This is a genomic window from Streptomyces sp. NPDC093064, assembly GCF_044754605.1.
In the GTDB taxonomy this organism is placed as follows: domain Bacteria; phylum Actinomycetota; class Actinomycetes; order Streptomycetales; family Streptomycetaceae; genus Streptomyces.
The window spans coordinates 69,399-92,975 of the sequence record NZ_JBIVPK010000031.1 but is presented as its reverse complement, the minus strand read 5'-3'; the positions used below and the strand labels follow the sequence as shown (position 1 = coordinate 92,975).

The window sequence follows — 23,577 nt, the reverse complement described above, 5'->3', positions numbered from 1 at the left end:
GATGGGCAACTCGCTACAACACCAGACGAAGGCACTCCCGCCTCGGCCAGATCAGCCCGATCACTTACGAACAGCGATCAACTACGCTGGCCACCACCGCATAACAACCGGTGTCCACGATCAAGGGTGAAGCCCCTGGACACTCTCGCCCACCTGTGCGGACACTCCCCTCACCAGACGGCGAAGCTACTCGACCGACTAACGCGCGCCCGCGTCCTGGTCGCCTGGCACCATCGCCGAGACACCGATGAAGTCCTGTGGCAACTCCCCAGCGAGTGGGCACCCATCCGCCCTGCGGTACGCCCCATACAGCTCCGCATGCTCCGGCCATGAATCTAAGCTTGAACAAAAGACGTCACTCGGGTAAAACATCAGACTCCACCCATCCGTACTATCTCTGGACGGGCTGTTCGCGGCGATTACCGCAACTGCTGTCTAGGCCGCAGCCCGAGACCACCGGCGCATGGCTCTCCATGCCCGTGCTGAGAGACCTGGCGCATCCGCCAGGAAATTGGAAGAAGGGGCGACACCATGCAAGAGAGCACAACGGTAAGCACGGGACTGACGTCGCAGTACGCCGCTCAGGTGGCCAGCGACATCGAGCACAACGCCAAGGAGCAGGAACGCATCAGCGCGGACATCGCCGCACTGCAGGAGCAGCTGACAACCCTGCAGCACGATCACTCCGTACTGGTCAACGTCCAACAAGCGCTGGGTATTGCGCCAGCCCCTGCTCGGCCTGCGGCTACACGGGACAACACCACGGTGCCTGCTCCCCGTAAGAAAACCCCTGGTGGTCCCGAAGGCGGAAAGCGGACGCGAGCGAAGAAGGCCGCTACTGGCAGCCAGGGCCGCACGGCGGTCAAGAAGTCGGCTCCAAAGAAGCCTGCGGCCAAGGCAGCGGACGCGAAGGAGCCTCAGCTCACACTGGTCGAGCTCGTCCGCCGGCACCTCACCAAGCAGGGCGAGCCGCGATCGGCGGCGGAAGTCGCCACCGCACTCGACACAGCCCACGCCGAACGCGGCATCAAGACCACCGTCGTGCGCACGACTCTCGAAAACCTGGTGGCCAAGAACCAGGCGCAGCGCACCAAGCAGGGCAGCTCCGTCTACTACACCGTCCCCGCCCCGGCGGAACAGACGACCGCAGCGGCCTCGGACAAGGCGCAGGCCGACTAAGCCGAGCGCCAGGGGCAGCGTGCGGTTGCGGCTGCCAATTGGTCAGACGTACATCCCTCTGGACGGTCCTGATCGCTGGTTGCTCGCCAAATCAGCCGCGTCCATTGGGAAGTCACGTCGGAACGACCCCAGCAGGTCCTCGAGGAGTGGGGCGTTGGTTTGGTCGTGCGTGACCATTACTCCGTAGACGGCGTTCACGCCGTACCGGAGAGTTGGCCGTTGAAGCTGCAGAAGAGCGGCTACCTGGTGTGCGCCCTCACTCATCATCGTCCCGCACGGCAGCCACCCGAGCGTTACTGGCTCGAGGCTGTTCACACTTCCTGGACTTCGGACCTCGCCGTTACAACCGTGAGAGCCAACTGGTGACCAGGCAGAGAGGGACGGCAACGTGGTGGCCTGGCCCACCGTCGTAATTGGGACGGCGGGGGTGCTGGGGTTTCACCCAAGGACGTCGGGTTTCACCGAGCGGTGGCTGGGCTGAAGCTCAATCGCGAGCAGGCCGCCGTGGTGCGGCACCTGCACGAAGCAGAGGTCGCCCGAGGCGAATCCGCTTTCCTCGAGCTCATCGAGTACGCGGGTGTGCGCAGGAATCCCCGCGTCGCCGGTCAGCAGCAGCTTCATGCCGTCGACCTCCAGCAGGGGCACCACGCCGGCGTTGTTGGTGGGAGTGGTCGTGCCGTCGTCGCGCAGCGTCTCGTCCAGCCACGCCTCCGGGACGAGCTTCTTCGCCGCCTCCAGCACCTTCCGCACCACGGCCTCGTAGGCCAGCAAGTGCTCCCCCGGCCAAGAAGTTGCAGCTCACCGCTCTCGAATAGGCCGTTCGGCAGAGGAAGTCTCCTGGCTGGCCTTCGGAGTTGCGCGGACGTGGACTTGAGACGTCTTGATCCAAGTGTGAGGAGCGCCCGTCCCGCACTGAGGCGGACGGGCGCTCGTTCTGGGTTGTTCAGGCGAGGGTCCTGGTGTCGATGACGAAGCGGTAGCGGACGTCGGAGGCCAGCACCCGCTCGTACGCCTCGTTGACCTTGTCCGCGGAGATGACCTCGACCTCGGCCGCGATGTTGTGCTCGGCGCAGAAGTCGAGCATCTCCTGGGTCAGGGGGATGCCGCCGATCATCGACCCGGCGAAGGAGCGGCGGGCGCCGATGAGCGACATGACGTGCAGGCTGAGTGGTTCGGCCGGCGCGCCGACGTTGACGAGCGTGCCGTCGACGGCGAGGAGGCCGAGATAGGCGTTCAGGTCGATGCTGGCGCTGACGGTGTTGACGATGAGGTCGAATCGGCTGGCGAGCTGCTTGAAGGTGTCGGGGTCCGACGTGGCGTGGTAGTGGTCGGCGCCGAGGCGGAGCCCGTCCTCCTGCTTCTTCAGCGACTGCGACAGTACGGTGACTTCCGCGCCGAGGGCGTGGGCGATCTTGACGGCCATGTGTCCCAGTCCGCCGAGTCCGACGACGGCGACCTTCTTGCCGGGGCCGGCGCCCCAGCGGCGCAGCGGGGCATAGGTGGTGATACAGGCGCAGAGCAGCGGGGCGGCGGCGGCTGCGTCGAGGCTCTCGGGGACCGAGAGGACGTAGTCGGCGTCGACGACGACGTGGGTGGAGTAGCCGCCCTGGGTGGTGGTGCCGTCGCGGTCGGTGCCGGCGTAGGTGGGGACCATGCCGTTGAGGCAGTACTGCTCGTCGCCGCCCAGGCAGTTGGTGCACTCGCCGCAGGAGTTGACCATGCAGCCGACGCCGACGCGGTCGCCGACGTGGTGCTTGGTTACGGCGGATCCGACCTCGGTGACGATGCCGACGATCTCGTGGCCGGGCACGACGGGGAAGGGCTGGGGGCCCCAGTCGCCGTTGACGGTGTGGATGTCGGAGTGGCAGATGCCGGCGTACTGGATCTCGATCAGGACGTCGTTGGGTCCAACGTCGCGGCGCTCGATGGTGGTGAGAGCCAGGGGCTGGCCGGCAGCGGGGGCGGCGTAGGCGTTGACGCGCATGAAGAGGTGTTCCTTCGTTTTCGGTGTCGTGTGGGTGGGGGTTGGGTCAGGCGAGTGGCGAAGCGGCAGGGTGTACCCGCCGTAGGTCAAGGGGTCGAGGCAGCGAACGGCGCCAGTGGGCGGGTCGTCGACCTGCGGACCCAGCAGCCCGCCCGTGGGCGTGGGTCGGGCTACTGCTTCCTGGCTCGCTTGAGCTCGTCGGCGAGCGAGCGCGCCTCGGTCGACAGCTTCTCCGCACGGGCGTCATCGCCCGCCTGAATCGCGCGCCAGTAGTCGATCTTCAGGCGGACGTATCGCTGGCGCAGAGCGATGTGCTCGGCCTCGAGTGTCAGACGCCGCTCCTGCTCCGCGAGCAGCTCGATCTGCTCGCCCGCAGCGGAGGGACCCAGCTGCCCGTTCGCCACGTACTGCCGCATGTCGCTCACCGACATGCCGGTGGCGGCCAGGCACGCGACCCACATCAGCTGGCCCAGGTCGTCCTCGTCGTAGATTCGGTGCTTGCTGCTCGCGCCGCGGCTGATCGGGGCGATCACCCCGATCGACTCGTAGTAGCGCAGCGTGCTGGCCGGGAGACCGGTCAGGACGGCCACTTCCTTGATCGTGTATGTGTGCTGGTCGGTTCGTGCACTCACTTCATCGACCGTAGGAACTTCAAGTACTTGAAGTCAAAAGTCGCGTGGCTCACACCCAGCCACACACGGGTCTCGGCATAAGTCGTCGGGCCTGCCGCCAGCCTTTTCCGCCAGCTCCGGACCGGGCTGATCATTGCGGGGTGGATCCCGGTGGTCGGCGACCCTCCTGGGTTTCGTACGCGTGCGGTGGTGGTGGACAGGCTGGCTGTGTCCGTGAGTTGCGGCGTCGTTTCGACGCGGGATGAGAGTCGCACGCACGCTCGGATAGGTGATGTACGTGAGAACGGGAGTCACGGTGTTCCGGTCGGCGGGCGCTCGGCATCGGGCCGGTCACGGCTGTCCGCCTCGGCGCGGCGCGGGGGCGGATCCCGGCACCGCGCACAGCGGCGTAGTCAGCCGGTGGAGACCTGTCCCACCTCGATGACCGCCGGCGCTGTCTCCGGACTACGGTCGGGCTCAGACACGGAGGGTGCCTCTGCGCTGGTGCTGTGCTCTATGGTGGCCGCTTGAGGTAGGTGAGCCGTCCGGGTCGGTGTCGTGAGCACGGTGAGGCAGCCGACGACCAAGGCGATGCCAGCCCAGCAGGGGCAGGCGTTCACCGACCACCAGGACGGCGAGTACGGCCGCGACGGCGGGTTCCAGCAGGGAGAGTGTGGTCGCGGTGCTCGCCGGGACGTGCGCCAGACCCCAGCCGAACAGGACGTAGCCGATGAACATGGGCACCAGGGCCATGTAGGCGCCGACGGCCGTATCGGACCAGGAGCTGAGAAGCGGGGCGCCGGTGGCCAGACCGACGGCCGGTGACAGCGCCTGGGGCGTTCTGAGGACAATGCCCGGCATCGTCACCACAGCCAGGCGGTGGAGTGCCGCACCCGGGACAGGGCGCGCGCGTCGCGGCGCGCGGCCGCGTTGCCGATGCGGTTCTGCCGGGACCGGGGCCGGCGCGACTGCCCGGCGACGAAGCGGCGGCGACCGGCGTCCTGGAGCCGCCTGCGCTGCTTGCGCAGCTCCCGCTTCTTCTCCCGGTCGGTCTTCGGTGTCTGGGGCCGCGTCTGCACGATCTGTTCGTCCAGGCCGGGCGGGCGGGGTCTGCCGCAGAGCGTAGGCGAGGTGGCGTCGGGCTTCGGCAGGAACTCCAGGATGGCCCCGGCAGGACGCTGACCAGGTGATGTGGTCGTCACGGCAGCGCCGGGCATCTGGCGACGTTCGCTCTCGAGGACGACGGCCGCACATACACGATCAGCACGTCCGGGGTGCGGTGGCGCCGCCGCGACTAGCTCGCCCCGTGGATGAACGGCCGTACCGGCACAAAAGCCTCGGTACGGCACCTGCCCCACCACGACGACACCATCGAAGCCTTCGACGCCGCGACCGGCCGCCACCTTGGTTCGGCGTTCCTGGCCGCTGCGGCGAGCCGGGAGCAGATCCGCTCCGTCCAGGCAGCACGTACCGCGGCCGCCCGTCGGCTCAAGGCCGATCTGAAGGCCGCGGAGAAACTGCGCCGTCGGCGCTTCGAAGCCTCCACCGCCGCCGCCCCGCCCAGGCCTCTCACCTCTTCGACCTCCGCACAGGCCGAAGAGGAGCTGGGAGCAGCGGCGCAGACGGACCGCCGCGCGCTAGCCCGCCCCGATCTCGTTCCGCACGGCCCCGCACCCAAGACCTGGACCCGCCCCAGGCCCCCGCGCACACCTACTCCTGATGAGGACCAAACTGATGATCGCTGATCTGGACTACGGGCTGCTGCCCGACGAGAGCGAAGACCACTTCCTGGGCCTGGAGCAAGCCCAGTTGGTCGGTACCGACACGCCGGCACGTCCGTGAGCGGGGTCGCGTCGGCCTGCACTTGCTGGAGCAGACGCTCCCAGGTCCCATCGGCCGACCACAGTTGGTGGCGTTCGTAGACCGTCTTCCACGGCCCGAACCGTTCGGGCAGGTCACACCACTGCACGCCGGTCCGCACCCGGTGCAGAATCCCGTCGATCACCTGTCGTTGATCACGCCACCGCCCACAACGCCTGTTCGTCAAGACCGACGACCTGCTGAAGGAATCAGCGCAGCTCGCCCCCTGCCGGCCTGCGGTGGGCATTGCGCCCCCATCTAGGACCTGGCCCTGTCCGACTGGTACGTGCGCCGGGTGGCACCGGGCACCGCCAACCTCGACGGCTTCTCGGTGATCAACGGCCGATGCGGTGCAGACCGGTTTCGCCGACAACGGTCAGGGCGGTGAAGTCACGGTCCCCGGACACTTCAACCTCAGCCCCGACGAGGTGAGCCGGATCCGGATCGACGGTACCGAGGCCACCGTCGAGCTCAGGCGTCTGTACGGCTACCGCAACGCGGACTGGGTCTACACCCCCGCACCGCACGTCACCGCCGACTTCGGCGGCGCCGACCGGGTACGCCGCCGGCAAACCCCGGCCGAGGAGCGTCCGAGCTCGCACGCGGCGCAGCTGACCGGCCTGCTCGCCGCGATGCGCAGCGGAACGGTGCCACCCGGAGACGGGTCCGAAACCCGCCGTACGCGTCGTCGTCGCGGACGGCGCCTGGGACGCCGACGGGTCAAGGTCCGGTCCGTGACGAGCCGGGCGACCGGTCCTCGGTTCTCCGCGCCGTTCCCGCTGACACCCGCGTCCGGCGTTCGGCGTTCGGCGTTCGGCGTTCGGCGTTCGGCCCGCAGGTCAGCCGAGCGGCATCGTGCAGAAACCCGCACCGGCCCGGAAGTTGCGGGGCTCGGCGGGATCGAAGTCCGTCGTGACGAAGGCTCCGGAGCCGGTGATCGACGGCAGGTGGTGTTCCGCGTCGTCCTCGGGACGGTAGCCGATCATCTCAGCCTCCGACAGGGACCACCACCGGCGGGTGTTGGCGGAGATCCCCCACAAGACGCGGTAGCCGGCGGGCTCGGCACCGAGGCAGGCCTCGACGAGCCGGGCCGCGTCACCCGGCGACACCCAGACGGCCAGGTCCTCGGGGGTGAGCGGGCGCGGCCGGAACGCACCGATGCGCAGACAGGAGACGTCAATGCCGAACCGGGAGTGGTAAAGACTGCCCAGTGCCTCGGTCGCCGCCTTCCCGACGCCGTAGTAGGTGTCCGGGCGGGGCGGGGTGTCGGCGGGCAGGACGCCGTCGACGGCGTCGTCCCGGGTGCGAAACCCTACGGCGTGGATGCTGGAGGCGAGCACCACGCGGGGGACGCCCTGGCAGCGGGCGGCTTCAAGTACCCGCCGGGTGCCGTCGATGTTGATGCCGGCGATCTCCTCCCATGACGCCTCTCCGGCCAGTCCACCCAGGTGGAGGACCGCGTCGACGTTCCGGCAGGCGACATCGACGGCGTCCGGGTCGGTGAAGGACGCCCGGAGGATCTCCACGTCCTCCCCCGGCCTGGCCGGCTCAATCTTCGCGACGTCCAGCAGCCGCAGCGTCCTGCCGTCCCTGGCCAGGCGGGGGCGCAGCTCCCGGCCGATGCGGCCCGCAGCGCCAGTGATCAGGATCCGCTGCTGGGTCACGAGGTCTCCCCTGCCGGGTGTGCAAGCGCGGGCAGGGCCGGGGGCGGGACCTGGTGGTCGTACGGCTGCGGCGTCGCGGAAGCGGGCGCGTAGGGGGGCCGGTTGTAGGTGTGCTGCCGGCGGAAGGCAAGGTCGGTGGGCGGGTACCAGTGCCGCCAACTGCGGGGATCGGTGTCCACGGGGGCCGATGTCGGGCCGACGCCGTTGCCGTTCTCGGCCGCGACAGCGTACTCGTAGACGGTCACGGCCGCCGGATCGGCCCGACCCGGGTCGTCGTGTCCGGGGACGGCCCCGGGCACGTCGTCGACGTGGCGGAACCCGAGCCCGGCGAAGACCTCGCGGTATTCGGTCTCGCCCTTGCGGCGCCGGTAGAGCCGGTATCCGGCGGCGCCCAGCACCTCGCCCCAGGTGGCGATCACCGTACCGTGGCCGAGACGGAGTCTAAGCCCGTCCGGCGGCTCGGGCGCCCGGCGTTGGGCGTAGACCGGGTAGTCGGCGCCGGGGGCCCCCTGCCGTCCGGTGTTCCGGGAGATGACGCGCACGTGGTACTTCTTCCCGTCGGTGAGACCGGTCAGCCGGCAGGGGCTGTCTTTCACCTCGTCGACCGCGTTCCAGGTGGTGCCTCCGTCCGAGCTGAGCTGCACGGTGTAGCTTTCCGCAGCGGGTGGTGTGGTGAAGTGCACGACCGCGCCGTCGGCGGTGGTCTCGGTCCGCACGACCTGCGCGGGCATCGGGTCGGGCTGCCGTGCCGTCAGCTCCCAGTGGTGGCGGCCCCGGGGAAGCGCCACCGTGACGGCCTGGTCCGACATGGCGAGGGGACGCGCCTTGCTGCCGTCGACGTAGAACGCGGTGGCCGGGTCGAGTCCTTCGCACACGTGCAGTGTCACCGAGCTGTCCGATGGCGCGTCGTACACGCCGTGGCTCTCGGAGGGGTTCCGGTAGCGCAGGCTGATGCCGAGGTCCTCGTCCTCGGTCGTCAGGAGGAGATCCGGGGTGCCCACGGCGTTCCCGTGGAAGAGCACCAGCTCGCGCAGACCGTCGTGGAAGAGGCGGATGGTCCCGGCCGTCCCGGAGAAGCGCAGCCCGTTCTCCGCGAACTCCACCCTCCGGGGATGGTGGTGCTCGGCCGCCTCGTACCGGAACACGTGATCCAGGCTGTGCGGGGTCTGGATCCGGGCGCCCCAGGGTGTGCTGTGCTCCGGGTCGATGACGAGGTCGTCACGGTGGCTCACGATCGCGAGCGTGTTGCCGCTGCCGCCGTCGGCTCTGCCTTCCAGACGCACGCCCTGGGAAAGATCGGTGGTGAAGGTGCCGTCGAGGGCGCCGTCGGTGCGCACACCGCGGACCACATGGATGAACGGCATCCGTTCGGCGAGGTGGCCGAAGCTGTTGGCGTCGCGGCCGGTGGCCTCGGTCAGCACCGACCAGGTCCACACCATGCGCTGGCCCGGCGCGAACGAGTCGTACGTGAGCAGGTAGTCGCTTCCGACGAGCAGGACGCTGCGGCTGAGGTAGAGGCCACCCACCGGACCGTCCGGATCAGAGGTGATCTCCGCGTACTGCGCGCCTTGCAGATCGTAGAGCGGCCGGTCGAGTGTGTTCTGGCCGATCGAGCGGTAGGCACCGTCCCTCCAGATGGCGCAGGACGTGGCGAAGGTCGCGTCCGGGGCCCTGCGATCACCGGCGTCCTCCGGGCCATGGCCGCTGAAGGACTGCCCCGCGGCGTAGTAGTAGAGGTGCCCGGAGCCGTTGTCGTCGGCGATCCCCCAGCGGTAGTTGGGCCCTTGGTCCACCTGCTGGAGGAAGATCGCGACCTCACCGGGCCCGTCGACGTCCGCGCGCAGCGTGATGCCGTATCCGGTGTACTTCGAGCTCCTCAGGCGTGGATTGGTCCCCTGGTTGCCGGTGGAGCGGACGAGGACGCGCCAGGGATCCGGAGCGCCGTGCGGGCTGTCGAGCCGGCGGGCGCAGGCGTCGCTTCCCCACAGTAGATGCTCGGCGACGAGCGGTCGGTACCGCCGCAGCGCCTCGCCGAGGAGACGCATCTCGATGGGAGGACGGCGGGGCCAGGAGGCGTGGGCTCCCTGGGCGGGGTGCAGACGACGCGTCTCACCGCTCGCGCCGGTCCTGATCGGGGCGGTCAGGGAGTTCACCAGCCAGTCGCCGACCGCCGCGAGTTCCGCCGTGGCGAGGCGGTTGCGGCCGTCGGTGAGCTGTCCCACGGCGTTGCCCTGCGTGATCGGGCGGAGGAACGCCCAGACGTAGGTGGCCAGGCTCTCGGTCCAGCGGCCTGCCCGGGAGCGGCGTGTCGGCAGGGCCGGCCTCGTGTGGAACACGCCGGCCAGTTCGACGGACTTCTCGAACTGGTCGAGCCAGTCCGGTGCCGCCTCGTGGTCGGGATAGAGCCAGGCGAGGCAGGACAGTGCCGCCTTGCCGTCGGCCAGGAAGTTCGGGTGTCCCGCGAGCATGCGCCGCATCGGTGCGATCTCCTCGCCGGCCGAGATGTGGGCGGTCAGCAGCAGCAGCGCATCGACCCGCTCGCGGTCCTGGGCGCCGAGCCGGTCGGCGAAGCGGTCATAGCCGTCGAGCAGCCGGTCGTAGAGGGGGCGTTGGCCGATGTTGAGGTACCCCGGGAGGTCGTTCACGCCGTGGGCGATGAGGCGCGGGCCTTCGGATCCGGTGAGCAGCGCGCTGACGAACTCGTCAGGCGAGGCGAACTCGCCTTCGAGGCACAGCCGCGCCGGGCGCCTGCCCGAGTACGTCAGGTTCCAGTCCTTGACCCGGTCCAGGCTGAGCGTGCCCTGCCAGTGGTGGAGGAACCGCACATAGGTGGACGGGTACGCGGTGAGCGCCTGTTGCCGCAGGACGTCCAGGTCGCGCGCATGGTCGTAGAAGGCGATCGCGGTCCGGCGCGTCCCGGAGAGCAGGGGCCACATCCAGCGCAGCACCCCGTCGTACCGGAAGCGGAGCTGGAGTGCGAATCCGGATGCCCAGGAGGCGTACGTGCGGTCGTCCCACTGCGCGTGGTCACGGATGAAAACGCCCATCGCGTCGCCCCCGGCGGCATCCCAGAATGTCGCGTGCGGACGGACGTTCCATGCGTAACTCGGGCTGTAGGGGCCGACGGTGAAGGCGAAGCCGGTGTCCGGGCGCTCCGTGCCGCCGGGTCCGGAGAACGGCGGGTCCTCACCGCAGTCGCCCACGACGATCGGTTCGTCGATGCCGAGCCAGTGGTAGCGCTCGGGCGATCCCGGGTCGGCGTGGTCGGCGAAAACCTGCGAGTACGGCCAGGTCGAGGAGAACCGGTGGCTGGGCGTGGTGCCGTCCCAGCTCAGTTCCCACGCCGTCGTCGCGGAGTCGAGCGCCGTCATCTCCTCGGACACCTCGATGAAGTCGCAGTCTTGCAGGCAGCGGACGGTCGCCGTGTAGGCGGCCCCGCTGGCGAAGCGATAGCCGATCTCGTGGGTGACGAACAGCGGCCCGGCGTCCACGAGGCGTACGCGCAGCTCCTCGAGGGATTCGGTACCGCAGCGCAGGACGGAGCCGCCCACCCAGCCGGATCCGCGGTCCAGTTGGACGACGGGGCCCGGTACGGCGTCGTCGGTGTAGCGGCCCGATGACGGCAGACGGACACGGAGTGCTCCGCTGTCTACGACGACGAAGCCGCCGCCCTCGGTGACCCGGACCGGCCGGGGGACGCCGGCCGACGGCAGCGAGGCGTCGGCGCTCAGCGTGAACTCGTGCGTCGTGCCAGGGGCCAGTTCGCCGAAGAAGCACACGACGGCGAAGGCCAGGCAATCGTCCCTCGTCCTGACCCGGGAGAGCTGGAACGGCACCGGCTCCCCCGTCGCGTCGACCAGCCGCAGCTGCTCCGCGCGGACCGACGGGGCGGCCCACCGCACCGGGTAGTGCAGCAGTGTTCTGGGCCAGGCGAACTCCGGATGAGCGAGCGGATCGGCAAGCCGGAACCGCACCCGCTCGCCGTCCGCAGACCACTCGGTGACCGCGGCCGTCACGATCCTCCGTCCCGGTCGGCCTCCGCAGCACCGGGCGCACCCGGAGTGACGCCCTGGGTGCCGAGCGCCGCGCCGCCCGAGACACCTTCTACCAGGTGGCGCTGGAGCAGGACGAACAGGATCAGGATGGGCGCCGCCACGATGAAGGTGCCGGCGGCGATGAGCGGCCAGTTCTGGTTGTACTGGCCGAAGAACGAGTACAGCCCCCGGGTGACCGGCCACAGGGCCGCATCGGACAGCATGACCAGCGGCAGAATGAGCTGGTTCCACGACTGGACGAACCCGAAGATGGCAAAGGCGGCCAGGGCGGGCTTCATCTGCGGGAGGATCATCGTGAAGATGAAGCGCACATAACCGCAGCCGTCCAGCGCGGCGGCCTCGTCGATCTCGCGCGGAATGCCCTTGATGTAGCCGACGAAGAAGAAGAACCCCGCGCCGGACAGGCTGGTCATGATCAGGTATCCGGCCATGCTGTTGTACAGGTGGAGCGCCCGCGCCTCGATGAACAGCGGGATGAGGCCGCCGGGCAGGAAGCCGGAGAAGACGAAGAACGTGTACAGCACGTTGGAGTGCTTGAAGTAGCCGCGGGAGATCGGGAACGCCAGGAAGACGCCGAGGATCAGGGTGACCGCGTCCGGGATGATCGCGTAGATCAGGCTGTTGACCATCTGCCGGCCGAAGTTTCCCTGGCTCCAAGCCGTCGAGAAGCTCTCGGTGGTCCACGGGCGCGGCATCCCGGTGGGGTTCTGGAGGAACCCGGGGTACGTCTTGAACGCCTGCAGCAGCACGTACAGCAGCGGCAGGGCGAACAGCACGGCGGCGATCGCGAAGCAGAGCAGGTTCACCCCGCCGGCCTTGATCTGGTCCACCGCGCGCAGCAGCGGCGCCGGCCGCGGCCGGCCGCCTTGTGCGGGAACTCGGTCGGTCCGGTCCAGCACGGCCGAAGAGGAGTTCACAGCGAGATCTCCCTTCTGCGCAGGGTGAACAGGAGGCCGCCGCCGATTACCACGGTCAGAAGGAACTGCAGGATCGCGAGCATGGAGCCGTAGCCGAGCTGGGCGTCGCCGCCGAACGCCGACTCGTACATGTACAGGCCCAGGGTCTTGGTGCCGAAGTTGCCGCCGGTAAGGACCTTGATCAGCGCGTACTCGCCCAGGCTCGTCATCGCCGTCAGGAACACGATCACCGTGGTGGCCGGGGCCAGCAGCGGCCAGGTCACATGCCGGAACACCCGCAAGCGTCCGGCGCCGTCCATGGCCGCCGCCTCGTAGACCGACTTCGGGATGTTCCGCAGCCCGGCGATGTAGATGAGCATGGCGTAGCCGGAGAACATCCAGACGTGCACCAGGATCACCAGGGGCAGGGCCAGCGTGCTGGATCCGAGGAATGTGGAGGTGGTGTCGAACAGGCCGTTCACGACCTTCTCCACCGGGCCCGAGTACGGGTCCAGCATGAGCGAGAAGATCGCGGCGACCACCGCGACCGAGAAGATCTGCGGCATGAAGATGATCGCGCGGTAGACGGTGTACGACCGTCCCGGCCGGTTCAGCAGCAGGGCGAGCCCCAGACCGAACGCCGTCTGGAGCACGGTCACGCCGGCCACATAGAACAGCGTGACCCGCACCGCGTCCCAGACCACCGACGACAGTGATGTGAAGGCGGCCGAGTAGTTGCACAGACCGCAGACGTTCAGCGGTGTGCCGGGGAGGCCGGAGTACCGGGTGAACGAGTATCCGATGGTGGCAAGCGACGGGTAGAGCCCGAACAGCAGCCACCCTGCTCCCGGTATCGCGATGCTGGCCCAGGGGATGAACCGCCGAGTCCGTCGGGTTCCGAAGGGGCAGCGTGCCACGCCGCACCTCCTTTCCGGGGAAGTACCCGTTACTTGCCGACCGACTTGCGGTAGGCCGATGCCGAGCGGGCGAGGATGGTGTCGACGCTGTCCTTGCCGATCGGCGCCAGCTTGTAGAAGTCGGGGCCGCTCGCGTCGAGGGGCGCGCCGGCCGGGATCCACGGGGTGGTCAGCTGCGGGAAGGCTTCGTTCATGTGGGAGTTCAGCCAGTCCATCCAGGGCAGGTCGGTGTTCTGGAGCGCCGGCTGGGTGGAGATGGAGCCGGTCGACGCGAGCCACTTCTTGTAGTTCTCGGGCTTGGAGAACATCGCGAGCCATTCCATCGCGAGGTCCTTGTGCGGCGCGGTCTTCGGAACGACCCAGGTGAGGTCGGGCTTGAACGCGACGCGGTTGGCCGCTGCGTCGTCGGTGCCCGGCAGAGTGAAAAATCCGAGGTTCAGCTTGGGGTTGGCCTGCTGGATGGTCAGGCCGTCCCAGGAGCCGTCGAGCAGGAACGGGTAGTCGTCGGACTTCGCGGCCCAGACGCCGGGCGCGGTCTGCTGGGCCACCCCGGAGGCTCCGGGCTCGATGTACTTCAGGATCTCCTGGTGCCGCTTCGAGATCTCCTTGTAGACGGGGTCGTCCCAGGACTGCGTGCCCTTCCAGAAAGCGACGGCCCGGTCCTCGGACACCTTGACCGACTCCGAGGGCTGATGCCCCTTCATGATCACCTGATTGGCGATGCCCTGCCACACGCCTCCGTGCATGCCGTCCTTCGCGGACACGAAGATCGGCGTGACACCGGCCTTCTTGAGGGTCTCGCAGGCGTCCAGGAACTCCTGGTACGTCGTGGGGACGTCCAGGTGGTACTTGGCGAGCAGGTCCTTCTTGTACCAGAGCGCTCCCGCGCCGACGTACTCCGCGGCCATCACCCCGTAGACGCCGCCCTTGTAACCGGCCGCGTCTGCCTGGACCTGCGGGTCGTAGTTCTTCATGAAGGGCTGGTCCTTGAGGTCCGTCAGCTGCCCGGACGCGATGAGCGCCGCTGCCCCACCGGGCTCGAGGTTGGTGTAGTCCGGGGCGAAGCCCTGCTGGGTCGGGGCGAACTGGGCAAGAACATCCACGGACTTGGACTGGAGCATGCTGTTCCACAGCTGCTGCCAGGCGCCGTTGGCGGTCGGCGCCGTCTGGAACTTGACGGTCACCCCCGGATGGGCCTTCTCGAACTCGGCGTTGAGCTGCTTGGTGAACTCGACGGCGCCGGGGTTGGTCCACTCCGCGACGGTCAGCGTGACGTTCTGCTTGGCTCCGCCGCCGCTGCCGGAGTCGGAGGACGGGGTGGTGCAGGCACCGAGCGTGGCAGCCAGGCCCGCGGTCGCGACGAGGATCGTGAACGGGGTGCGAACGGTTCTCATGTGTCGTACTCCTTGGTGGGTCGTTCAGTCGTTCACGGACGTTGAAGGGCGCCGTCCGCGCGTCGCGGCGGCCTCCACACCTGGCCGGGGCCGGTGTGCAGGGGCGGGTGCTTCAGTGCGAGGCGTTCGTCGAAGTCGATACCGAGCCCGGGCGCGGCGCTCGGCCACAGGTAGCCGTCGCGGATCTCGGGACAGCCCGGGAAGATCTCCTGCGCGGCGGGCCCGAACAGGTGCTGCTCCTGGATCCCGAAGTTCGGGGTGGCCAGGTCCAGGGCGAGGTTGGCAGCGTGGCCGACCGGCGAGACGTCGCCGGGCCCGTGCCACGCAGTGCGTACGCCGAACAGCTCGCAGGTGCCCGCGAGCCGCCAGGCCGGGGTGATTCCGCCGATGGCGGAGATGTGGACGCGGATGAAGTCACACAGCCGCTCCTGGACGACCGGGCGGTACTCCGCGGGGTTGGTGAACAACTCGCCGATGGCGACGGGCGTCACGGACCGGCTGCGCAGGATCCTCAGCCACTCGAGGTCCTCCGGCGCGACCGGGTCCTCCAGGTAGAACAACTCGTACGGTTCCAGGTCCTTCGCGATGCGCACGGCGTCGGTGGGATGGACCCGCTCGTGGACGTCATGGATCAACTCGACGTCCTCACCGACCTCTTGGCGCAGGTGCTCGAACAGCCCCCGCACCGTGCGTCGGTACGCCGCGGGGTCCCAGGCGTTCGGCGTCAGTGATGGGCGGCCGCCGGCGGGAGCACGGGCGGCCGGCGCTCCGTACGTGCCCGCCCCGGGGACCGCGACCTGGCAGCGCACATACCGGTAGCCCTGGGACATCAGCTCCCTTACCTCGTCGGCGACCTCCTCGGCGTCCCGCCCCGCAGCGTGCGCGTACAGCGGCACGGCGGTGCGGCACCGGCCGCCCAGGAGCTGCCACACCGGAAGGCCGGCCTGCTTGCCCTTGATGTCCCACAGCGCCATGTCCACCCCGGACAGGGCGTTGTTGAGCACCGGCCCCGAGCGCCAGTACCCGCTCACGTGCAGCGTCGCCGCGATGTCGGTGATGTCCGCCGGATCACGTCCGATCAGCTGCGGCGCCAGGTAGTTGTCGACCACCGCGGCGACCGCGGCCGCCCGCTGGGTGAAGGTGGCGCAGCCGAGGCCGTACAGCCCAGGCTCGCTCGTGTCGACCCGTACCACGACGAGCGTGGTGCCGGCCGGCGCGGTGAGGACGATTCGGACATTGGTGATGCGGACGGCGGACGACTGTGCCCACGGTGGCTCGGCGGGCTGGTCGATGGTCTGGGTCACGGGTACGGCTCCTGGTGGTCGAGGCCGGCGCGCTCGGTGGTGGGTGGGCCTAGGTCCTGTCGTCAAATTCCCGTCGCGGGGCAGGCGGGAATTTGGCGACAGGGCCTAAGGCCCGATGCCACATCGGATGTCGACGCGTCCGCCGGTGAACTGTGCGCCGACGGCGACACCGAGCACGGCCGCCACCCCCGGGCCCACGAACTTGCGGCGGGAGAACTCGCCGGGAACCGGCGGGGCTTCGTCGGTGCGGGGACGTCGATCTTGTCTGTCTGACACGGGCGACCTCTCCAAACGTCAGTGCGGGGCAGCCTCGGGTGACACCGGCCTGAGCACACACAGACCGGAGGGGGGAACAGGGATCGGGTGCAGGCCGGGGCCCAGGGTCCGGACGTCCGAACCGGCCGGACGCCCGCAGGCGTCCCAGGAGTCGAGCCGGACCTCGACGGCCGGACCGCCGACGTCCAGGGCCACGTGCCCAGCGGCCGTGGAGTTGACGACGGCGACCTCGGTGAGGCCGTCGAGCGCGAACCGGGCGAGGCAGTCCTCGGCGTAGAAGGTGATCACGGCCCGCTCCCCGGCGCTCGCAGTCACCGTGTCGTAGAGCTGGTCGGGGCGGCCCGCCCGGATCTCGCCGCGGGTGAGGACGTCGCGGTGCTCACGCCAGAACCGGAGCCAGAAGGCCGTCATGGCGCGGTGCTCGGCGGACTGCTCGGCCAGCGCGACGGAGATCTGGGGTGTCGCGTACAGGGCCGAGTGGAGCTGCCTGGCCGCCGCCTCCACACAGGCTCCGGGGTCCCACATGAGCATGTCCGAGTGGACGGATCCCGCTGTCGTGGACGCCCGGATGTCGAGCGTCCGCACCCGGTTGGCGGTCGCGTCGGCCGGACAGTCGCCGGCCCGCAGGAGATTGCCGAAGCCGAGCATTCCCGGACCGGTGTAGGGCTGCCGGAACTCGATGAGCAGGTCGTCGCCGCGAAGTTCGCGCAGCCGGTCGCGAAGCTCCGTCAGCAGCCCGTGCATCGCGAGGCCGACGTCGGCCCCGACCCGGTCGCCCTCCTCATCGGCGTAGACCATCGCGAAGTCCAAGAAGTCGATCTTCAGTCCGTCCAGGCCATGACGGCGTACGAGGTCGACACAGGAATCGATGACGAACCGCCGGACCTCGTCGTGACGCGGATCGAGAACCCGGCAGGACAGGCGCGGTACGGCGTACGGGGCGAAGTCCCGCATCGCTCCCCATGCCGCGGTGCGCTCACCAAGGACCAGCGGCGCGATCCAGGCCAGGTAACGCAGCCCCAGGCTCTGCACGGTCTTGACGTGCGCGGCGAAGTCGGGGAACTTCACCGGATCCGGCGTCCAGTCCCCGCTGCCGGAGTAGCCGGCGCCCTGGGCGCCCCGCTGCCAGCCGTCGTCCAGTAGCAGCACCCCACAACCAACCTCGGCCGCGAGTTCGGCCTCGGCCTCGATGCGCGCCGCGTCCACGTCCCGGTGCAGCGAGTACCACGACGAATAGGCGGGGGTGCGGGCCGAGTCGGGCGAGGGGAGCGCGGCACCGTCCGGAAGCCAACCGGCCAGCGATTGCATCGCGTCGGCGAAAGGCTGCCCCGGCGCCTGAACGCGTATGCGGCACTCCTCGCCGGGAAGCAGATCCATGGCCAGCCAGACCCCGAACCGGGCCAGGGGCTCCGCGACGCCGAACCGGATCCTGGTCGTCGCTGCGATCCGGTCGGACGCGAACGCCAGCACCGCCGCGCCCGTCGCGTCGTACAGGCAGCCCAGCGGCGCCGAGTCCACAAGGCCGACGGCGCGCCAGCGGCTCGCCCAGTCCGCGACCAGGTGCCGGTCCCAGCCCACCGCCGGGTGCCAGTAGCCGACAGCGTCGCCGAGCGGAACGTCCAGGCGGAGCACGGCCGTTCCGGCCGCCTCGGCCCGAAGGTGGATCACCGCGCCGTCGCCGTCGTGCTCCACCTCGGGCCGAGGCCCCTCCGACAGGAGATCGACTGTCACTCCGTGCACGTGGAGCGCGTCATGGTCGGCCCACAACTGCGCCAGATCCGTGAGGTCCGCCATGTCCGTTCCCCTCCGTGGTTCGGCGTGAAAGGCGAGATAACGTTGCCTGACATCTCGTCACACGTCACCGGCAATACTTCCCTCTTCCTGAAGGTGTTGCCGGTGCACCCATCGATTTCCCGATGATCCCCGGGCGGATTACTGCTGCTCAGGCAGCTTTTGACCCACATCACGCGAGGTCACTCCCACACAGGGCGGGCGCCGCCGTTCTCCCGGGGTCGATTTCGAACCATAGCCAGTTGGGACAACGTTGCCTAGAGTTTCGACACGACCGACAGAAACCGCTTACTCAGCTGGGCTGTCGAACCGAAGGGCCTCTGAAGAGAAAGGAGTTATGCCTCGCAGGCGGCGTCCGGGGCACCGCGCTCGACGAGGGTCGTGGGGATCACGACCGTCTTGGGCCGTGACGTGTCCCCCGCTATGCGCTTGAACAGCAGTTCGGCGCCGATCCTTCCGAGGGCGCTCACGTCGTACGACACGACGGTGACCGGACACGCCATCAGGCCGGCCGTCTCGAAGTCGTCGAAGCCGACCATGTCCAGGTCCTGGCTCAGGCGGTTCAGCACACCGAGGGCGCCGAGGGTGATGCGATTGTTGAGCGCGAAGAGCGCGGTCGGCGGTTCGGGCGCCGCGAGCATCTGCTCGACAGCGGCCTCGGTGTCGTGCTGGGTATGCAGGCCGTACCTGATCAGGTCGGGTCGGTACGGCAACCCGGCCCGTTCCAGCGCGGCTTCGGCTGCGGAAAGCCGCTCGGCCATGGGTTGGATGCTCAGCCAGTCCGATAGCACGGCGATGCGCTCATGGCCCCGGGCCACCAGGTGCTCGATGGCGGATCGCGCGCCCGCCGCGTTGTCGATGAGCACGGTGTCCGCCCGTAGGTTCGTGGGCGGGCGGTCGAGGAACACGGCCGGGGTGCCCATCTCGATCTCGGCACGCAGGTAGACGTGGTCGGCGGTGCTGCCGGCGGGAACGACGAGCAGCCCGTCGACCCGGTGCTCGCACATCTGCAACAGGAGTTTGCGCTCGCGGTCGGCGTCCTCCTCCGAACTTGCCGTGATCAGCAGCGTGTCGTGCTCCAGAGCGCACTGCGCGGCCGCGGCGGCGATGCCCGCGTAGAACGGGTTGGCCAAGTCCTCGATGAGCAGGCCGACGGTCGCCGACCTGCTGCGGGAGCGCAGGTCCCGTGCCCTGTTGTCGCGCCGGAACCCCAGCCGGGCCACCGCGGCCAGCACACGCTCGGCCAGTTCCGGGTCGACGGTGGACACACCGTTCACCACGCGCGAAACGGTCTTGAGGCTGACGTCGGCCTCACGTGCCACGTCGACCATCGTCGGTCGCCGCGGCCTGTCCGTGCTCGAACCCAGTGTGGTCATTACGGAACGCTCCTCCCCGCGACGTGGCGTTGTGGGAAGTGCCAACATTGTCTCGCTGGATGAACCGCACAGCCGCCGAGGCCCGTGGATCACCCTACGCCATCGCCCGCCCCCCTTCGACGGGCCTGAATCCGAGCGTGAGGCGGGCCGGGACCGCGGCCAAGTGATGCCGTGGCTGCACGGGATGGCCGCACGAGCCACTGCCGAGGCCGTGGTGTTCGAGATCGATGTTGAGATGGACACGGCCATCAGGAGCGAGGTCGACGGTATGGGCCGCGTTCTCCAGCGCCTGTGTGGACCAGGGCTTCACGGTCAGGTCGAACCGGGGGCTTCCGGTGATCTCCATACCTCGGGTGCGGTACCCGGCGGCATGACGCGACCGCGTGAGGCGGGCCCTCCGAAGATGCCTGCGATTGCCGTTCTCCTGCGGGCGCACGTAAGGAGTCTGCATGGCCTCGACCGTGCTCTCGTACCGCCCGACCCGCACGGCGGTGTCACTGTCCCGATAGGCCTCACCCGGCCCGAGACCGAACCATGTAACCCGGTCGAACTCGCCCGGCACGGTCATCGCCACACCGAGCCTGGGCAGCGGGACGGACCACGGACGGGTCGGTGCGGTGTCGACGGTCAGCACGAGCCGGTTCCCGGACTCGGCACGCCAGTGGTAGTCGGCGAGGAGGGCCAGATCGGAGCCCGCCGGGGAGATCCTGGTCCGCACGGTGAACCCGTCGTCCCCGGTCTCGACATCGAGGACCTTGTGCCGCAGGCGGTCCAGGCCGGCCTGCTGCCATGCGGCGCCCAGGGACGAGAACCGGTCGTTGTCGATCAGGGCCCTCCACACGTCGACGCGGGGACCGCCGACGGGCAGATCGCCGAGGCGGACCAGGGTTCCCGTGACGGCGTCGAACCGCCCGGCGCCCAGGACGAGCGTGTCACCATGGCGGCGCGGACTTCTGACCGAAACCCCGCCCACGCGCACTGAAGGCTTGTCCAGCGGGGAGATCCGCTCGGCACTGTCGGCGTCGAGACCGATCTGGGCCCACGCGACGGTGTGTCCCGCGGCAGCCCAGCGCTCGTCTCCGGCGAGTTGAGCGCTCACGGTCAGCCAGCGCTCTCCCGGCCCGGCCGCCTCAACGGCCTTGGCCAGGGCCTCGGGCCAGGCGACCCGGTCCTGCGCGCCGGGCCCGACCGCCGGCACGTTCCACTCGCCGTCGGCCGCGAGGTCACCGTCCACCTCCAGCCGCCAGGTCCACCGCAGATACCCGGTGTCCCGGGCGTGGTGCAGGTTGCGGACCACGATGCCGCGGCCCTGCGGACTCGCCTCGATCCGTACCGGCTCGGCGACCTTCGCGTACTCGAGCAGTCCGGGCGAAGGGGTACGGTCCGGGAACAGCAGGCCGTCGGCGATGAAGTTGCCGTCGTGGACGGGTTCCCCGAAATCTCCACCGTAGACGTAGTACAGGGTGCCTTGGACGTCCCGCCGCGCGATGCCGTGGTCGATCCACTCCCACACGAAGCCGCCGGCCAGCCGCGGATGCGCCTGGAACATCTCCTGGTACTGGCGCAGCCCACCGGGCCCGTTGCCCATCGCGTGCGCATACTCGCACAGCAGGAACGGCATGGTGCGCCGTCGCGCGTCGTTGACCGGGTCGCCGGTCAGCGGTTCCTGCCCGGCGGCGACCGCCGCCACCGACGGGTAGTCGGGGTACATCACCGAATAGACGTCAGTGTAGGTGCAGTTGTCCCAGTCACCCTCGTAGTGAATGAGCCGGTCCGGGTCCCGGTCGCGGATCCAGCCGGCCATCGCCTCCAGATTCGCTCCCGTGCCGGCCTCGTTGCCCAGCGACCACATGACGACGCTGGGGTGGTTCTTGTCCCGCTCGACCATCCGCTCGGCCCGGTCGAGCAGCGCCGCACGCCATGCAGGATCGTCGCTCGGGTTGCCCCGCCAGGCGTTCTTCGAGAAACCGTGGGTCTCCAGATCGCACTCGTCGATCACCCAGAGCCCGTACTCGTCGCAGAGATCGAGGAAGGCAGGGTCGGGTGGATAGTGGCTGGTTCTGACGGCGTTGACGTTGTGACGCTTCATCAGGAGCACGTCGGCGAGCATCGTCTCGCGGGACAGCGTCCGTCCGGTGACGGGATCCCACTCGTGCCGGTTGACGCCGCGGAACAGGAGGGGCTTGCCGTTGCCTGTGAGCACGCCGTCCTCGACCGCGATCCGCCGGAAGCCGAACCGGATCGGCACCCGCTCCGCCGCCGTCGTCAACTCGCCTTCGTAGAGCCGCGGCTGCTCGTCACTCCAGGGTGTGACGCCGGGGACGGCGTGCGGTCCGGCCGGGTCGGCGTCGGCGAGGCCGAGTTCGGGGACGGTGAGGCGGGCGTCGCCCTCAACGTCGATGCGCAGCGTGCCGAGGCCCGAACGGTGGTCGTAGTCGGCGTGGACGAAGAAGTCGCGGATGCCGTCGGCGGGCCGGGCCAGCAGTCGTACCGAACGGAAGATCCCGGAGAGCCACCACATATCCTGGTCCTCAAGATAGGTCCCTGCCGACCACTGGTGCACCCGGACTGCCAGCACGTTGCGTCCGGGGCGCAGCACGCGTGTGACGTCGAACTCGGTCGGCAGTCGGCTGCCCTTGCCGTCACCCAGCCGCACTCCGTTCAGCCAGACCGCGAAACAGGAGTCCACGCCCTCGAACCTGAGGACCGCCGCTCCCGCGCCGGTGAAGTTCTCTGGAGCCTCGAACACCCGCCGGTACTCCCCGGTCGGGTTCTCGTCGGGCACGCGGGGCGGGTCGATGGGGATCGGGTATGTGATGTTGGTGTAGGCGGGTGCGCCGAATCGGGTGGGGCCGGGGATGCCGTCCATCTGCCAGCACGAGGGCACCGCGATGTGTGTCCAGGACTCCGCGTCGAATGCGGGGTTCTCGTATCCCGGGGTCAGGTCGTGGAGCCCGGCGGCCAGCCGGAAACTCCACGAGCCGTCCAGTTCGATCACCGCTGCGTCGGAGCTGAACGACGCGCGGGGCCGCGCCCGGCCGCGGCCGGGTGAGACGTCCTCGACGTAGGAGTTCGGGGTCCGGTCCAGGTGGGCATGGTCCATCGGTTCGGGCCTGTCCTTTCCCTGTGTTCGGGTCACGTGGGCGCGGGCTTTCAGGGTTCTGGGGCATGGCGTTCTCGTGCTGCGCCGTGGCTGTCCGATCAGGAGGTCGAGCGGGTCCGAGCTGGCTACCGACCCCGCTCGGACGCGACGCGGAATGACCGTTCACTCGGCGCTGAGCGCAGCATATGGCCCTGAGGCGCGTGTTGGTAGCCATACCACGCATTGACGTGCCACTCAGATGGTTCTAGCTTCACATGTGTCATGTGAACGGTCACTCGCCATCGGACCGGAAGAGGTTTGCCGGATGGAGGTCGTACGTGTGCCGTCGCTGGACGGCATCGAGTTGGCCGTAGCCGTGCACCGCCCTGATCCGGACGCGGGTTCCCTGGGCACGGTGGTCCTCGTCCACGGCATCTCCGCCGATCTGGACGAGGGCGGGGCGTTCGTCCGACTGTCCGACCACCTGGCCGCACACGGGTTGACCGCCGTCCGGTTCAGCTTCCGCGGCCACGGGACGAGCGGCGGTACGGCGCAGGGCGTGACGATCGCCGGAGAGATGCTCGACCTGCAGGCCATTACCGAGTACGCCGCAACGGAGTTTCGCGGGCCACTGGGCGTCGTAGCGGCCAGCTTCGGCGCGGTGGCGACCGCTCTGTCCATGCCCTGGCTGGGCAAGGAGCTGGCCGGACTGGTGCTCTGGAACCCTGTCCTCGATCTGCAGCGTACGTTCCTGGAACCCGAACTGCCGTGGGGCGTGGCGAATTTCGGCCCCGCGGCGATGGCGCGGCTGGCCGAGGACGGCCGTCTGCTCCTCAACGGGACCTTCGCTCTGGGCCGGGTGCTCTTCGCCGAGATGCTCCGCTGTCGCCCCCTCGACGCTTACACCGTCGGCAGTCCCCCGACGCTGGTACTCCACGGAGACCGTGACGCCCACGTCTCCTTCGACATCGCCCGACGGGCCGCCGAGACGATCCCGAACTGGGAGTTCCACGCCGTCTCCGGCGCCGAGCACGGTTTTCACACCCGCGAGCACGAAGCCAAGGCGGTCGCGATGACGACCGGATGGCTGGAGCGGGCCGTAGCGGCGGGAGATCTGCTCCACGGATGAGAAGCAATGCTCCCTCCCGCACGGACGACCACAAGCGTGGTGCCGGCGGGGGCGGTGCG

The 23,577-nt window shown here is 69.2% G+C and carries 17 protein-coding genes and 2 pseudogenes; 4 read left to right on the top strand and 15 right to left on the bottom strand.

Annotation, left to right across the window (positions count from 1 at the left end; translation table 11 throughout):
* Window positions 1-531: 531 nt before the first annotated feature.
* Window positions 532-1,179: a BlaI/MecI/CopY family transcriptional regulator gene (locus ACIQFZ_RS29675; RefSeq protein WP_402692631.1), complete on the top strand. Its 648-nt coding sequence runs from the start codon at window positions 532-534 to the stop codon at window positions 1,177-1,179.
* Between the two features lie 438 nt (window positions 1,180-1,617).
* On the opposite strand, the gene ACIQFZ_RS29670 is transcribed toward ACIQFZ_RS29675, so the two are convergent.
* From ACIQFZ_RS29670 to ACIQFZ_RS29650, 5 genes are all read right to left on the bottom strand, one after another.
* A complete protein-coding gene (locus tag ACIQFZ_RS29670; protein WP_365433497.1) occupies window positions 1,618-1,950 on the bottom strand; it encodes a hypothetical protein in 333 nt (110 codons plus the stop codon).
* A 172-nt stretch (window positions 1,951-2,122) separates the two neighbouring features.
* Entirely contained in the window at window positions 2,123-3,163 is a 1,041-nt protein-coding gene (locus ACIQFZ_RS29665; protein WP_402692630.1) for an NAD(P)-dependent alcohol dehydrogenase, read from the bottom strand.
* Between the two features lie 170 nt (window positions 3,164-3,333).
* A complete protein-coding gene (locus ACIQFZ_RS29660; protein WP_383061051.1) occupies window positions 3,334-3,795 on the bottom strand; it encodes a MerR family transcriptional regulator in 462 nt (153 codons plus the stop codon).
* A gap of 456 nt (window positions 3,796-4,251) precedes the next feature.
* Window positions 4,252-4,635 carry an EamA family transporter gene (locus ACIQFZ_RS29655; RefSeq protein ID WP_402692629.1) on the bottom strand — a complete coding sequence of 128 codons (384 nt, stop codon included), beginning with the start codon at window positions 4,633-4,635 and terminating at the stop codon, window positions 4,252-4,254.
* A gap of 2 nt (window positions 4,636-4,637) precedes the next feature.
* Window positions 4,638-4,991 carry a hypothetical protein gene (locus tag ACIQFZ_RS29650; protein WP_402692628.1) on the bottom strand — a complete coding sequence of 118 codons (354 nt, stop codon included), beginning with the start codon at window positions 4,989-4,991 and terminating at the stop codon, window positions 4,638-4,640.
* Window positions 4,992-5,084: 93 nt separating this feature from the next.
* Here ACIQFZ_RS29650 and ACIQFZ_RS29645 point away from each other — a divergent pair, with 93 nt between their 5' ends.
* The gene (locus ACIQFZ_RS29645) at window positions 5,085-5,519 is read left to right on the top strand and encodes a hypothetical protein (RefSeq protein WP_402692633.1); all 435 of its coding nucleotides are present in this window, start codon (window positions 5,085-5,087) and stop codon (window positions 5,517-5,519) included.
* Between the two features lie 113 nt (window positions 5,520-5,632).
* On the opposite strand, the pseudogene ACIQFZ_RS29640 reads toward ACIQFZ_RS29645, so the two are convergent.
* Window positions 5,633-5,797, bottom strand: a pseudogene (locus ACIQFZ_RS29640) (transposase); the annotation flags it as partial.
* A 99-nt stretch (window positions 5,798-5,896) separates the two neighbouring features.
* Here ACIQFZ_RS29640 and ACIQFZ_RS29635 point away from each other — a divergent pair.
* A pseudogene (locus ACIQFZ_RS29635) lies at window positions 5,897-6,047 on the top strand (phosphohydrolase); the annotation flags it as partial.
* A 426-nt stretch (window positions 6,048-6,473) separates the two neighbouring features.
* On the opposite strand, the gene ACIQFZ_RS29630 reads toward ACIQFZ_RS29635, so the two are convergent.
* The 9 genes from ACIQFZ_RS29630 to ACIQFZ_RS29590 all read right to left on the bottom strand — a co-directional run bounded on the left by ACIQFZ_RS29630 (window position 6,474) and on the right by ACIQFZ_RS29590 (window position 22,410).
* Window positions 6,474-7,298, bottom strand: a complete 825-nt coding sequence (locus ACIQFZ_RS29630; RefSeq protein ID WP_402692627.1) for an NAD-dependent epimerase/dehydratase family protein — start codon at window positions 7,296-7,298, stop codon at window positions 6,474-6,476.
* Window positions 7,295-11,314, bottom strand: coding sequence for a hypothetical protein (locus ACIQFZ_RS29625; protein ID WP_402692626.1), 4,020 nt, complete (start codon window positions 11,312-11,314; stop codon window positions 7,295-7,297). The genes ACIQFZ_RS29630 and ACIQFZ_RS29625 overlap by 4 nt, the downstream gene beginning before the upstream one ends.
* Complete coding sequence (locus ACIQFZ_RS29620) at window positions 11,311-12,270, bottom strand: carbohydrate ABC transporter permease (protein WP_365433070.1); 960 nt, start codon at window positions 12,268-12,270, stop codon at window positions 11,311-11,313. The genes ACIQFZ_RS29625 and ACIQFZ_RS29620 overlap by 4 nt, the downstream gene beginning before the upstream one ends.
* Window positions 12,267-13,166 carry a sugar ABC transporter permease gene (locus ACIQFZ_RS29615; RefSeq protein WP_365433073.1) on the bottom strand — a complete coding sequence of 300 codons (900 nt, stop codon included), beginning with the start codon at window positions 13,164-13,166 and terminating at the stop codon, window positions 12,267-12,269. Before ACIQFZ_RS29615 ends, ACIQFZ_RS29620 begins: the two co-directional genes overlap by 4 nt.
* Window positions 13,167-13,195: 29 nt before the next feature.
* Window positions 13,196-14,560, bottom strand: coding sequence for an extracellular solute-binding protein (locus ACIQFZ_RS29610; protein WP_365433076.1), 1,365 nt, complete (start codon window positions 14,558-14,560; stop codon window positions 13,196-13,198).
* 32 nt (window positions 14,561-14,592) lie between these two features.
* A complete protein-coding gene (locus tag ACIQFZ_RS29605; RefSeq protein ID WP_383062505.1) occupies window positions 14,593-15,864 on the bottom strand; it encodes an enolase C-terminal domain-like protein in 1,272 nt (423 codons plus the stop codon).
* A gap of 294 nt (window positions 15,865-16,158) precedes the next feature.
* Window positions 16,159-17,934: a glycoside hydrolase family 36 protein gene (locus tag ACIQFZ_RS29600; RefSeq protein WP_402692625.1), complete on the bottom strand. Its 1,776-nt coding sequence runs from the start codon at window positions 17,932-17,934 to the stop codon at window positions 16,159-16,161.
* Between the two features lie 332 nt (window positions 17,935-18,266).
* Window positions 18,267-19,253, bottom strand: a complete 987-nt coding sequence (locus ACIQFZ_RS29595) for a LacI family DNA-binding transcriptional regulator (protein WP_402692624.1) — start codon at window positions 19,251-19,253, stop codon at window positions 18,267-18,269.
* 148 nt (window positions 19,254-19,401) lie between these two features.
* Window positions 19,402-22,410, bottom strand: coding sequence for a glycoside hydrolase family 2 TIM barrel-domain containing protein (locus ACIQFZ_RS29590; RefSeq protein ID WP_402692623.1), 3,009 nt, complete (start codon window positions 22,408-22,410; stop codon window positions 19,402-19,404).
* Between the two features lie 304 nt (window positions 22,411-22,714).
* On the opposite strand from ACIQFZ_RS29590, the gene ACIQFZ_RS29585 reads away from it, so the two are divergent.
* Window positions 22,715-23,518 carry an alpha/beta hydrolase gene (locus ACIQFZ_RS29585; protein ID WP_383062515.1) on the top strand — a complete coding sequence of 268 codons (804 nt, stop codon included), beginning with the start codon at window positions 22,715-22,717 and terminating at the stop codon, window positions 23,516-23,518.
* Window positions 23,519-23,577 lie beyond the last annotated feature (59 nt).

Coding starts and splice junctions, on each gene's coding strand:
- ACIQFZ_RS29590 (WP_402692623.1), bottom strand. CDS start 22,410: ATGGACCATGCCCACCTGGACCGGACCCCGAACTCCTACGTCGAGGAC.
- ACIQFZ_RS29600 (WP_402692625.1), bottom strand. CDS start 17,934: ATGGCGGACCTCACGGATCTGGCGCAGTTGTGGGCCGACCATGACGCG.
- ACIQFZ_RS29665 (WP_402692630.1), bottom strand. CDS start 3,163: ATGCGCGTCAACGCCTACGCCGCCCCCGCTGCCGGCCAGCCCCTGGCT.
- ACIQFZ_RS29675 (WP_402692631.1), top strand. CDS start 532: ATGCAAGAGAGCACAACGGTAAGCACGGGACTGACGTCGCAGTACGCC.
- ACIQFZ_RS29585 (WP_383062515.1), top strand. CDS start 22,715: ATGGAGGTCGTACGTGTGCCGTCGCTGGACGGCATCGAGTTGGCCGTA.
- ACIQFZ_RS29655 (WP_402692629.1), bottom strand. CDS start 4,635: ATGCCGGGCATTGTCCTCAGAACGCCCCAGGCGCTGTCACCGGCCGTC.
- ACIQFZ_RS29645 (WP_402692633.1), top strand. CDS start 5,085: ATGAACGGCCGTACCGGCACAAAAGCCTCGGTACGGCACCTGCCCCAC.
- ACIQFZ_RS29650 (WP_402692628.1), bottom strand. CDS start 4,991: ATGCCCGGCGCTGCCGTGACGACCACATCACCTGGTCAGCGTCCTGCC.
- ACIQFZ_RS29610 (WP_365433076.1), bottom strand. CDS start 14,560: ATGAGAACCGTTCGCACCCCGTTCACGATCCTCGTCGCGACCGCGGGC.